This is a genomic window from Acinetobacter sp. YH12144 (assembly GCF_013418345.1).
Classification (GTDB): domain Bacteria; phylum Pseudomonadota; class Gammaproteobacteria; order Pseudomonadales; family Moraxellaceae; genus Acinetobacter; species Acinetobacter amyesii.
Window position 1 is genome coordinate 16,953 of sequence record NZ_VPCD01000024.1, and the last position, 12,491, is coordinate 29,443.

The 12,491-nt window shown below is 41.8% G+C and carries 10 protein-coding genes; 5 read left to right on the forward strand and 5 right to left on the reverse strand.

The window, feature by feature from the left end:
• Positions 1-98: 98 nt before the first annotated feature.
• The 4 genes from gyrB to dnaA form a co-directional block, all read right to left on the reverse strand.
• Positions 99-2,567: a DNA topoisomerase (ATP-hydrolyzing) subunit B gene (gyrB, locus tag FTU79_RS14340; protein ID WP_180005501.1), complete on the reverse strand. Its 2,469-nt coding sequence runs from the start codon at positions 2,565-2,567 to the stop codon at positions 99-101.
• A gap of 43 nt (positions 2,568-2,610) precedes the next feature.
• Entirely contained in the window at positions 2,611-3,693 is a 1,083-nt protein-coding gene (recF, locus tag FTU79_RS14345) for a DNA replication/repair protein RecF (RefSeq protein ID WP_180009130.1), read from the reverse strand.
• 23 nt (positions 3,694-3,716) lie between these two features.
• The gene (gene dnaN, locus FTU79_RS14350) at positions 3,717-4,865 is read right to left on the reverse strand and encodes a DNA polymerase III subunit beta (protein ID WP_168379516.1); all 1,149 of its coding nucleotides are present in this window, start codon (positions 4,863-4,865) and stop codon (positions 3,717-3,719) included.
• Between the two features lie 108 nt (positions 4,866-4,973).
• On the reverse strand, positions 4,974-6,359 hold the full coding sequence (dnaA, locus tag FTU79_RS14355; protein WP_168379515.1) for a chromosomal replication initiator protein DnaA: 1,386 nt from the start codon (positions 6,357-6,359) through the stop codon (positions 4,974-4,976).
• A 660-nt stretch (positions 6,360-7,019) separates the two neighbouring features.
• Here dnaA and rpmH point away from each other — a divergent pair.
• From rpmH to mnmE, 5 genes are all read left to right on the forward strand, one after another.
• Complete coding sequence (gene rpmH / locus FTU79_RS14360; protein WP_000831329.1) at positions 7,020-7,154, forward strand: 50S ribosomal protein L34; 135 nt, start codon at positions 7,020-7,022, stop codon at positions 7,152-7,154.
• 31 nt (positions 7,155-7,185) lie between these two features.
• Entirely contained in the window at positions 7,186-7,578 is a 393-nt protein-coding gene (gene rnpA / locus FTU79_RS14365; RefSeq protein WP_078189509.1) for a ribonuclease P protein component, read from the forward strand.
• Between the two features lie 9 nt (positions 7,579-7,587).
• Positions 7,588-7,908: a membrane protein insertion efficiency factor YidD gene (gene yidD / locus FTU79_RS14370; protein ID WP_078189510.1), complete on the forward strand. Its 321-nt coding sequence runs from the start codon at positions 7,588-7,590 to the stop codon at positions 7,906-7,908.
• A gap of 5 nt (positions 7,909-7,913) precedes the next feature.
• A complete protein-coding gene (gene yidC / locus FTU79_RS14375) occupies positions 7,914-9,680 on the forward strand; it encodes a membrane protein insertase YidC (RefSeq protein ID WP_180050921.1) in 1,767 nt (588 codons plus the stop codon).
• Between the two features lie 92 nt (positions 9,681-9,772).
• Complete coding sequence (gene mnmE, locus FTU79_RS14380; protein ID WP_180050926.1) at positions 9,773-11,128, forward strand: tRNA uridine-5-carboxymethylaminomethyl(34) synthesis GTPase MnmE; 1,356 nt, start codon at positions 9,773-9,775, stop codon at positions 11,126-11,128.
• An 85-nt stretch (positions 11,129-11,213) separates the two neighbouring features.
• On the opposite strand, the gene FTU79_RS14385 is transcribed toward mnmE, so the two are convergent.
• Complete coding sequence (locus FTU79_RS14385; protein ID WP_180050929.1) at positions 11,214-12,392, reverse strand: hypothetical protein; 1,179 nt, start codon at positions 12,390-12,392, stop codon at positions 11,214-11,216.
• Between the last annotated feature and the right edge of the window lie 99 nt (positions 12,393-12,491).

Below are 12,491 nucleotides of genomic sequence, written 5' to 3' on the forward strand. Positions count from 1 at the left end.
AAAACACAAATTGGCGATTTAATATTCGATTTTATTTAAGATAACACAAAAAAAAGCACTCCGAAGAGTGCTTTTTTGAATGATTCTGTAATCAGAATTTAGGCATCAATATCCGCATTTAACGCATTTTCTTCAATGAAAGCACGACGTGGTTCCACATCATCACCCATCAAGCAAGAGAACATACGATCAGCTTCAATCGCGTCCTGTACCGTTACTTGCAGCATGTTACGGTTCTCAGGATCCATCGTGGTTTCCCAAAGCTGCTCAGCATTCATCTCACCCAAACCTTTATAGCGCTGAATCATCATGCCACGGCGTGAGTCTTGTAAGATGTTTTGCCAAACCTGATGGAAGCTGCTCACTGGAATTTTGCGCTCGCCTTTTTGTAGGTAAGCACCTTCTTCCAATAAGGTGAACCAACTCTTCGAATTTTTGAGTAAACGCGCATATTCACCTGAACCCAATAGACCTGAATCTAACAAGTATTGGTGCGGTAAATTATGAACATAGATGGTAATACGCGGGAAATAGGTCGCTGACTTATTGCCTTCAGTATCTTCATGCTCAAACGTTTCTAAGCTTAATTCAGGACGTAAGCTAGGCTGAGTTTTCTCAATATTGGCACGTAGTTGCTCACCCCAAGTCTGTACATAGTCTTGGTTATTTGCTTGATCTAACTTAAAGCCTTCTACTGCCAATAAGCCATCCAATACACTTGCAGGATAACGTACAGTAAGACGATGCAAGCTCTTTTGAGAGGTTTGATAATCCGCAATCACACCAGCTAAAGCCTCACCACGAATGGCAGGTGCTTCTGCACTGATGTGTAATTCAAGCTCATCAATTGCATTTGAAATCAGGTAAGTCTCAAGTGCATCATTATCTTTAATGTACTGTTCTTGCTTGCCTTTTTTCAGCTTATACAACGGTGGCTGTGCAATATAAATATATCCACGTTCCACAAGTTCTGGCATTTGACGGAAGAAGAAAGTCAACAGTAGCGTACGAATGTGCGAACCATCGACATCGGCATCGGTCATGATGATGATTTTGTGATAACGCAGTTTGTCTGGGTTATATTCCTCACGGCCAATACCACAGCCTAAAGCGGTAATCAATGTTCCCACTTCTTGAGAAGAAATCATCTTGTCAAAACGTGCACGTTCCACGTTGAGGATTTTACCTTTAAGTGGCAAAATCGCTTGCATCTTACGGTTACGGCCCTGTTTTGCAGAACCACCCGCAGAGTCACCTTCGACTAAGTAAAGTTCAGACAACGCAGGATCTTTTTCTTGACAATCGGCCAATTTACCTGGCAGCCCTGCAATATCAAGCGCACTCTTACGACGTGTCATTTCACGTGCTTTACGCGCTGCATCACGCGCACGTGCTGCATCAATAATCTTACCTGCAATCGATTTAGCGGCTTGTGGGTTCTCTAAAAGATATTCAGAGAACGACTTATTCATTGCTTGCTCAACCGCAGTTTTCACTTCGCTCGACACCAATTTTTCTTTGGTTTGCGAAGAAAATTTTGGATCAGGCACTTTCACCGAAACAATTGCAGTTAAACCTTCACGTGCATCATCACCAGAAACTGCCACTTTCTCTTTTTTGAGTAAGTTTTCGCTTTCCATGTAGCTGTTTAAGCCACGAGTTAATGCAGCACGGAAACCCGCTAAATGCGTACCACCATCTTTTTGTGGAATGTTGTTGGTAAAGCAACGAACATTTTCCTGATAAGAATCATTCCACTGCAATGCAACTTCAACTCCAATCCCATTGTCCGCTTGAGTGGTGAAATGGAAGATATCGTTGAGATGTGTTTTACCTTGGTTGATATATTTTACAAACTCAGACAAACCACCTTCATAATCATAAACGTGCTCTAAATTGATACGTTCATCACGTAGGACAATTCGTACACCTGCATTCAGGAACGATAATTCACGTAAACGACGTGCCAAAATATCGACATTAAAAATCGTTTGACTGAAGGTTTCAGCACTTGGCCAGAAACGTACACGTGTACCGGTACGATCTGTCTCACCCACCACTTTTAATGGATACACGGAATCACCGTGTTTATATTCTTGCTGGTGGATTTGACCCGCACGATGAATGGTTAATTCGAGCTTGCTTGAAAGCGCATTCACCACGGATACACCTACACCGTGTAGACCGCCTGAAACTTTATAGCTGTTATCGTCAAATTTACCGCCCGCATGCAGAATCGTCAAAATCACTTCTGCAGCAGAAACACCTTCTTCTGGGTGAATGTCGGTAGGAATACCACGACCGTTATCCGATACGCTTACAGATTCATCTTCATGAATGGTTACATTGATCTCGTCACAATGACCTGCCAACGCTTCATCAATTGAGTTATCGACAACTTCAAACACCATGTGGTGTAGGCCAGTACCATCGTCAGTATCACCAATATACATGCCCGGACGCTTACGTACAGCGTCTAGACCACGTAATACTTTGATGCTAGAGGAATCATAAGCTTTTTCTATGGTTTGTTCTGTTTGAGAAGCAGCTTGATCTTCTGAACTCATGGTTTCTCCCTAGTGAAAAATAGGTCTATCCAAAGGTGGTATTTCATTGCACAACAGCCTGCACCGTACCATTTTCAACTTTGAATAATTGATAAGAAATAGATAAATCATGTAAGTGTTTTTGCACTGAATCATGGTCTAAAGTGGTAATAAAAACTTGACTACCAAGATGGCTTAAACGCTCAATTAAACGCTGTTGTGCGGTTAAATCTAATTCTGCTGTCAGATCATCTAATAATACCACAGTTTCCTTATTACAAGCATGTAGCATTGCAATCTGTGACAGTTTTAACGCCATGATCAATAACTTTTTTTGCCCACGAGAGAGCACAACATCTGCATCCCCCATAGCGGTTTTTAACCTTAAATCTGCACGGTGCGGACCATACTCAGTATAGCCACGTTCGCAGTCTTTAAAGTGCTGATTGGTCAGATCATTCAGCAGTCCTGTTTCAGCATGAAAGCCTGCACTATATTCCAATGTCACTGTTAAATGCGGCAATAATGCTTGGAGATCTTGTTGGAAATATCGCGTCCACTGTTCCACCACATTACTGCGCAGACTATGCAAGATCTCACCATAATCACTGAGCATTTTGTTCCACGGTTCTAGGTCAGACAAACTCAAATGACGTCGTGATTTCAGCAAACTATTCCGCTGTTTTAATGCCCGCGCATAATATTGCCATGCATGGTAAAACTCCGGTTCCACGTGGAACATCAACCAATCTAAAAGTTGACGTCGTGGCTTCGCACCATGATCAATAATATCGGTACTTTGTGGGTCGATGAGTTGTAGTGGTAAAATCTTAGCCAACTGCCCTTGTGTCCCCACAAGGTCGCCATTGACTTTAATCACTTGCTCGCCCGACTGCATTTTTTGCATACCAATGCGGTCTGTTGCAGACTGCGCAAAGACAACAGCGTCAGGGCTATTATTTTGAATATAGTTTTTCGGAATATGGGTTCGAAAAGAACGGCCGGTTGCCAGCAAATGTACTGCTTCTAATACAGAAGTTTTGCCAGAACCATTTTGCCCATAAAAGACATTAAACGGCTGCAACCCAGAGAGTGCAACCGTCTTTAAATTTCGAACACGTTCTACATGTAAACGCGTGATATGCATAATAATTGAGACGTCAGTCCGAATTAAACACGCATTGGCATCACAACATAGGTTTGATCTTGTTGTTGTGGATCTTGTACCAATACAGATTGGTTGGCTTCTGTCATGGTCATTGCAACATCATCACCATCCAACACATTCAGAACTTCCAATAAGTACTGTGCATTGAATGACATTTCCATCGGTGCATCAGCATATTGAATCGCGAGATCTTCGATCGCTTCATCTTGTTCAGGGTTATTGGCACGAAGTTGTAAAGTGTCCGCATCAAACTTCAAGAATACGCCGCGCAATTTTTCATTACTTAAAATCGCCACACGTTGTAGTGATTGTTTAAATACATCATGTGCAATGCGCACATTTTTATCACCACCACGTGGAATCACACGGCGGTAGTCAGGGAATTTACCATCGATCAATTTTGTGGTGAAACGTACGGTAATATCACCCTGCTCTTTATCACGGCTGGCAATGGTAATCGTTACATTTAATAATTCACGACCAATCAACAACGATAATTGCTCGTCTTCAACACTCAATAGACGCTGCAATTCACCTACAGCTTTACGTGGAACAATCGCTTGCATTGCTTGTGTCGCATTCGAGCTTGCCGCTGTTTCACACATCGCCAAACGGTGACCATCGGTCGTTACTGCACGCAATTGATTTTCATCAATTTCAAGCAAAGTACCTGTCAAATAGAAACGCACATCTTGAACCGCCATGGCAAAAGATGTTTTCTCAAATAAACGCTTTAACTCACGCTGAGTCACACCGACTTGAGTGCCTTGAGTATTTTCAGTGGTTAATAATGGATAGTCTTCTGCAGGCAAAGTACCCAATACAAAACGACTGTTTCCAGATTTTAAAATACAACGTTGATCTTCAGTAATTTGCAAATCAATCAATGCCGCTGACGGTAATGATTTACAGATATCCATCAATTTACGTGCAGGAACAGTCGTCACACCTGCTTGTAAACATGCACCTTCAGTAAGTGATGTGCTTGCAACCAGTTCCACTTCAAGATCCGACCCCGTAATGGTCAAAGCTTGCTCTGTTACCTGTACTTTGACATTGGATAAAATATTTAAGGTATGGCGACGTTCAACCGCTCCTACGACATGTGATAGAACATTCAGTAAGCTTTCTTTCGCGATTTTTAAACGCACGATACATTCCTCTAAAAACTGAAGACAGACAAAATAAATTAATTTTTTAGCAGTGTACTATGCGGCAGAATATACCGCATTGCAAGAACAGAATTTGAACGAAAAGACTTAACTTTGCAGCAGACGTTGCAAGTTTTTATAGTCCTCATTGAAGATTGGATCTTCTTCACGCAGGCTTTGTACTTTTTCACAGGCATGCATCACAGTACTGTGGTCACGATTACCAAAAGCCATACCAATTTCAGGAAAACTATCCCCTGTCAGCTCACGTGCTAGCCCCATAGCCAACTGACGTGGACGTGCATAAATGCGTGTACGTTTTGGACCAATCAATTCTTTCAGTGGAATACGGAAATACTCGCTGACCACACGCTGAATATTTTCCGTGCTGATGGTGCGCGCACGAATTGCCAACACATCTTTTAACGATTCACGCACCACATCTAGATCGATTGGGGTGCCTTTAAAACGAGAAATGGCTACGACTTTATTCAGCGCACCTTCTAGTTCACGGACATTGGCAACCACTTGTTGAGCAATAAACAACGCACAATTCCGTGGAAGTTCCACCCCATTGCTTTCCGCTTTTTTCAGTAAAATTTCAATACGGGTTTCAATATCAGGCGGTTCAACACCCACCGATAAGCCCCACGAAAAACGTGAAACCAAACGTGGATCAAGTTCAGTCAGTTCTTTTGGATAACGATCTGAGGTTAAAATGATTTGCTTAGATTCATCTAATAACGCGTTGAAGGTATAGAAAAACTCAACCAAGCTGGCCTCTTTACCCGCCAACAAATGAATATCATCCACCAATAACAAATCTAACGAACGACAGTTTTTCTTAAATTCCTCGACCTTACCTTGCTGTAACGAGCTCACAAAGTCTTGTACAAAACTTTCAGCCGTCATGTACATCACACGTGCATTCGGCTTCGCTTGCAATAATGCATTACCTACGGCTTGCATTAAATGGGTTTTACCTAAACCAGTCGGTCCATATAAAAATAACGGGTTATGCTGCGAAGCACCGGGCTGCGTCAAGACTTTACGACAGGTTTCTGCCGCCATCTGATTGGAACGGCCTTCAACAAACAAGGAAAAGGTAAATAATGGGTTAAGCTGACGCTTACGGTTATTCTTTGATGACGTCTCTTCTTTTTCTTTTTTAGGACGAGTCGGTGCCGACACTTGTGGTGTTGACTCTAAAGCTGCGGTGGTTGTTGCCGGTTGCTCAGCTGCAGATAAAATTGCACCAGGCCGTGAATCGACCAAAATCTCAACTTTACGTACCCGACCTTCAGACAACTGTTCCGCTAAAATTGAAATAAGTTCTAAATGGTGCTCTTGAATATAGCGTGTCCAATACGGATTCGGTGCATAGAGTTTTAGACTATCACCTGCATCTTCTGCCACCAGTGGGCGTATCCACATTGTATAGACATTTCCTGAAAGCTCTTGTCGCAAGCGAGTTAAGCAGTCTGTCCAAAGCATGTGAAACCCCTATTTCAGTCCATTGTACGTAAAAAAATAATTTAACCCCGCCTAAGCGGGCAGCCATTCTAACCATCTTATCCACATCTGTCATGAACAAATCAGTCGAAATCGATCAAAAAAACGCAAATTGAGTTTAAATTTAAATTTAAATCACGTGTGGATAAGTTTATCCGCAAGCTGTGGATAAATTGTAGCACAAAGTTATCCACAAACTATCAAAATTATAAAAACATCGTTATCCACAATATAATCATTTGTTTTTTAAATCTAAAAACACGTTTTCCACAAAAAATATCAACACTAATAGTAATAAATTTAAATTTTAAAATTTGAATTTATTTATAAGATCGACCCATTCTGGGGATAACTTGATGGTTAGTTTAAATTCAAATTTAAATTCATAAAAACCAATTCACAAATTCGAGATTGTGGATAAATCTGTGAGTAAACTTGAAGATAACTTAAATAATTAATATATACAATGATTTAGTTTGTGGATATTTTAATTTAAAACTTTCTGACTGATTTCTAATCCTTATATTATCTTGATGTATCACAGCCTAGATTTTGAAAGAAAGCGTGTTTTTCATTGACAGCTCAAGCAATGAGCACTAAAATCGCGAACCTTTACTGAAAGATCATTTTTGGAGTTTCGATATGAAACGTACTTTCCAACCTTCTGAGTTGAAACGTAAACGCGTTCATGGTTTCCGTGCTCGCATGGCTACTAAAGCTGGCCGTCAAGTATTAGCGCGTCGTCGTGCAAAAGGTCGTCACAGCTTAACTGTTTAATTTCAGTTAAGACTGTCAAGACTTGGGTGTTATGACAACACTTTACGGCTTTAGCACAGATGTGCGAATACACTGTGCTGCCGATTATAAAAGTGTGTTCGATGGTGCGCTTTTTAAAGTGCATCAACCCCATTTCTTATTTCTAGCAAAAATCTCCGAACAGCCGAATAGCCGTTTGGGTATTGTTGTTGCTAAGAAAAAAGTGCGCCGCGCACATGAAAGAAATCGAGTAAAACGACTTGCACGCGAAAGTTTTCGCCTGCATCAACAGCAGTCTAATGTATTAGATATTGTCGTTATGCCAAAAATGGGCATAGAGGCGGTACCGAATGCAGAGTTGCATCAGCAATTACAATTTGCTTGGCAAAAATTGCAGCGCCTTGCAAATAAGCATAAAAAAATAGCTACCTCCCCACAAGCGTAGAGATGACCAATGGTTCGTTTACTGCATTGGCTCATTCGTTTCTATCAGATTGCGATTAGTCCTTTATTGGGACCACGCTGTCGTTATATTCCAACATGTTCTCAATATTCTTTGGAAGCAGTCCATCAACATGGTGCTGTACGTGGAGTGTGTCTAGCTGTTCAGCGTATTTGCCGTTGTCATCCTTGGGGCGGTTCAGGCTATGATCCTGTTCCATCAAAAGCAATTCGTTTTATTTCATTTCAGCAAATAGATTCTCAAACGCTTCACGTTGCTGTACCCTTTCGTGAACGTTTATTGAACCAAAATCACTCTAACCACTTGGGGTAATACCTATGCAACAATGGGCCAGGATTGCAATTCTAGGGGCCATGTTTGTTGTCGCATATTTGCTCATTTTGGCTTGGCAGAAAGATTATGGACATGCGGAACAAAAACCTCAGCAAAATGCTGCGGTGGTAACGCATGAAGTATCTGCCGATTTACCAAATGGCCAGACAGCTACGGCTGCTACTGATGTGCCGCAAGCAAATAATGCTGCTACACAACAAACAACAGATGCCACTGCACCTGTTAGTCAACAGTTAATTTCAGTACAAACTGACCTTTACCATCTTTGGATTAATCCAAAGGGTGGCGATATTGTTCGTATTGAATTACTCAATCATGACAAAAATAAAGACAGCGACGAACCGTTTGTAATGCTTGAAAGCGATGCAAAACGGACTTATGTTGCTCAGTCTGGCTTAATTGGTCTTAATGGCCCTGACAGCAATCCGAAAGGACGTCCAACCTATGAGATTGAAAAATCTTCATATACGTTGAATGACGCAAAAGCTGTGAAGGGTAAAGATGGCCAAACAGCAAAAGTTTTGTCAGTACCAATGGTTTATAAAACAGCAGATGGTGTAGAGGTTATTAAAACCTTTAACTTCACTGAAGGTGAATACCCTGTTGTCGTGAATCATAAAATCGTGAACCGCAGTGCTCAGAACTGGCAAGGTCAGATGTTTGGTCAGCTTAAACGCGACAACTCTGAAGATCCAGGTAAATCTGATCAAGGTATTTTCACTTTAGGTACATTCCTTGGTGGTGCATGGGGTTCGCCTGAAGAACATTACAACAAACTTAAATTTGCTAACTTCAATGAAGAAAAATTGAATGTTGAAGCAACTGGCGGTTGGGTTGCAATGGTTCAGCATTACTTCGTGAGTGCGTGGATTCCTGGACAGATCAAATTAACGCAAGCCAATGGTCAACCTTATGCTGCGAAACTTGAGTCACGTAAATCTACCGATGATATGAACATTATTCAGTTCACTTCACCTGCAATCAATGTTCCTGCAGGAACTGTGGCAGAAGTAGATGCAACGTTCTATTCAGGTCCAAAAATCCAATCTGAATTAAAAGAATTGGCGGTTGGTTTAAACCAAACTGTAGACTACGGTTGGTTATGGCCTATTGCGAAATTATTGTTTGTCGGTCTTGAGTTTTTCCACGGTTTAGTGGGTAACTGGGGTTGGTCAATTATTCTATTGACGATTCTGGTGAAACTGATCTTGTGGCCATTGTCGTCGAAGAGCTACCGCTCTATGGCGAAAATGCGTGTGATTGCACCTGAAATGCAACGCATGAAAGAAGAGTTCGGTGAAGACCGTATGCGCTTCTCGCAAGAAATGATGGCATTGTATAAACGTGAACAAGTGAACCCACTATCAGGTTGCTTGCCGTTATTGCTCCAAATGCCGATCTTCCTTGCTTTGTACTGGGTATTGATGGAGTCTGTTGAACTACGTCATGCGCCATGGTTAGGTTGGATTCAAGATTTATCTGCGATGGATCCATGGTTTATTTTGCCGCTATTAATGGGCTTGACCATGTTCATTCAGCAAAGTTTGAACCCACAACCGGCTGATCCAATGCAGGCGAAAGTCTTCAAAATCATGCCAGTGATCTTTACGGTATTTATGTTGTTCTTCCCTGCAGGCCTTGTGCTTTACTGGATCTGTAACAACAGTATTACTATTCTTCAACAAGGTTTGATTAACAAATCTGTTGAAAAAGACCGTTTAAAACGTGAAGCAGCTGACTCAGCAAACTAAGCATTGCTGATGGGCTGAATAAATCCGCTTAAGATGGTAATCTTAGGCGGATTTTTCTTTATCTGTCGTTTGAAAATTTTTAGGTGAATTTTATGTTAAACCGAACCACCATCGCAGCAATTGCCACACCGCCGGGTCGTGGTGGTGTCGGCGTGATTCGCCTGTCTGGTCCCCAATCTTATGCCATTGCAGAAGCATTAACGCAGCAATCCTTACCACAAGCACGTTTTGCTGGTTTCCGTAAGTTTTATGATGCATCGAATGAAATCATGGATGAAGGTTTGGTGATTTGCTTTCCAAATCCGCACTCCTTTACGGGTGAGGATGTGGTGGAGCTTCAAGGTCATGGCGGCCCCGTTATTCAAAATGCATTATTGGCACGGTTACTTGAATTGGGTGCTATTGCTGCGAAAGCGGGCGAATTTTCAATGCGCGCCTTTGAAAATGGCAAAATGGACTTGGTGCAAGCCGAGGCGATTGCCGACCTGATTGATGCCACCTCACAAGCAGCAGCACGTTCTGCGGTACGTTCATTACAAGGTGCCTTTTCGAGCAAGGTCAATACGGTGCTAGAAAAACTTATCCATTTGCGTTTGCATGTGGAAGCAGCGATTGATTTTCCTGAAGAAGAAATCGACTTTTTGGCGGATGGTAAGATTTTGGGTTTATTAGATGAAGTGGCAAGCTCGGTCCATGCTGTACAGCAATCTGCTCGTCAAGGTCAGCTACTGCGTGAAGGTCTACAAGTGGTGATTGCCGGTAAACCCAATGCAGGTAAGTCTTCTCTACTTAATGCTTTGGCAGGTGTTGAACGTGCGATTGTGACGGATATTGCCGGTACGACACGAGATGTTTTACATGAAAAAATCAGCCTCAATGGTTTGCCGATTACCTTGACCGATACCGCAGGTTTACGTGAAACCGGTGATATCGTCGAAAAAGAAGGGATTCGTCGCGCAATTAAAGAAATTGAGCAAGCTGACTTGTTACTTTTGGTCTATGACTTGAGTCAGGGCGAAGATCCACTACAATTGGCTCAAGCGTACTTTGCCGATCATATTGAACCGAAGCGTTTGATGTTAATTGGTAATAAATGCGATTTGACGGGATCTACCGCGGAAATGACCGATTTAAACGGTTTTCGACATATTCGCGTTTCGGCTAAACAAGAAACTGGCGTTCAAGCGCTTATTGATGCGATTACAGCGCATGCAGGCTTTCAACCAGAGGAAGATACCTTTATTGCTCGAACACGCCATTTAGACGCAATGAAGCGCACTCAGCGCTATCTTGCAGAAGCACGTGAGCAGTTGGTGGTTTATCATGCGGGTGAGTTGGTGGCTGAATCTCTACGTTTGGCGCAAAATGCCTTAGGTGAAATTACCGGCGATTTCAGTGCGGATGATTTGCTAGGGAAGATTTTTGGATCATTCTGTATTGGCAAGTAATAAAACGATTGAGCTCCTCATTTCACCTATGGATAGATCCATCCAAAGCACGATATTCGAAAACATCGTGCTTTTTTTACATCGTTTAGCGTGGGTTTGAGCCAATAATGATTTTAAAGATTGTTCTCAGCACATCTTTTATTTTCATCCCATAAAAAGGATTGATTGCTGCTCTTTTCGATACAGCCTCAACTTTGACTTTGAGTGTTGCATAGTCTGGAAATTGTTGCTGTTGCGAGGATTTTTCGACCGCTGACAAAATATCAATTAAAAATGCACGATTAATTTTTGAACTTAATGGAATGGATTGATACCACTGTTTTTCAAAGCGACGATCTAAAAAGATATCGGGAATTTCGGGGCTAGTGGCATAAAACATGGCTTTGGTGCGCATACATTTACTGCATTGACCACAATTTTTTGGTCGAGCCCTATAGTCCACACAGATCGACAGGGTTTGTAAATCTAAGTCCCATTGGCTTAGAAGTGCGGTTTTTTGTGATCGCGTGACATCATCGTCGAGGGTGATTAAGACCCCGGATCGGTTCTTCATCAATCGGTTGGATGCCGTATTTGAGCCATAGGGATGAACGAATAATTGTTGATCTAAACGGTAATCGGCTGAAATTCGATATTGCTGGTAATGTTCAAAAATCGAAGCGCAGGAAAACAGCGAAAAGATATGTGTGACATGCGAACCTTTAGGGTTACAGCCATATTTACTGTACAGCGTGTAAGCATCGGTTTTTACCACGCGACTTTGCTTAAAAACTTGGCTTCTAAAGTCATGGGTCTGATCCATTAAGGCCTGAAATTTTTTATGGTCATCAAATTTATAATCCATTCCATGCACAGTGAGACAATCAGAGTCTTGCCCATTTTCAAGAAAAGCTTTGTATGTACTATAAGTGGAGTCAATCCCACCGCTAAAAAAGCTTAAATTTTGAGTGGGTTGGTTTGCCGGTGGTGTTTGGATAATCGATGCAGCACTGAGCATGACTGGTTGATATAAATCAGGTAACCAAGCGGCCCAGACCGTTGAAACCTCCCGTGCGGAGTGGAGGGTTTGTATTGAAATAGGTCCTTCTACATGCAGCGGGATGCCAAGGCGCATGGCAATGGGTAAAAAGCCCCAAACGATAAAATCATAGGTTTCTAATTGCGGTAAGGATTCAAACGGTAAAATATAGTGAATATTCCCGTATTTGCTGCTGGCGATGATTTGATTTTCCGCAGTGTTAATTTGACATTGAATTTTTAGCATTTTTTTAAATTTTTGAATCACATCACACAAGATCTTAATTTAATTTGATTGATTTTTATAGGGTTTCTTAATTGCTTTTGGGTTTAAGAAGCACCCAAT

Coding starts and splice junctions, on each gene's coding strand:
- mnmE (WP_180050926.1), top strand. CDS start 9,773: ATGTTAAACCGAACCACCATCGCAGCAATTGCCACACCGCCGGGTCGT.
- yidC (WP_180050921.1), top strand. CDS start 7,914: ATGCAACAATGGGCCAGGATTGCAATTCTAGGGGCCATGTTTGTTGTC.
- rnpA (WP_078189509.1), top strand. CDS start 7,186: ATGACAACACTTTACGGCTTTAGCACAGATGTGCGAATACACTGTGCT.
- dnaA (WP_168379515.1), bottom strand. CDS start 6,359: ATGCTTTGGACAGACTGCTTAACTCGCTTGCGACAAGAGCTTTCAGGA.
- rpmH (WP_000831329.1), top strand. CDS start 7,020: ATGAAACGTACTTTCCAACCTTCTGAGTTGAAACGTAAACGCGTTCAT.
- recF (WP_180009130.1), bottom strand. CDS start 3,693: ATGCATATCACGCGTTTACATGTAGAACGTGTTCGAAATTTAAAGACG.
- yidD (WP_078189510.1), top strand. CDS start 7,588: ATGGTTCGTTTACTGCATTGGCTCATTCGTTTCTATCAGATTGCGATT.
- FTU79_RS14385 (WP_180050929.1), bottom strand. CDS start 12,392: ATGCTAAAAATTCAATGTCAAATTAACACTGCGGAAAATCAAATCATC.
- gyrB (WP_180005501.1), bottom strand. CDS start 2,567: ATGAGTTCAGAAGATCAAGCTGCTTCTCAAACAGAACAAACCATAGAA.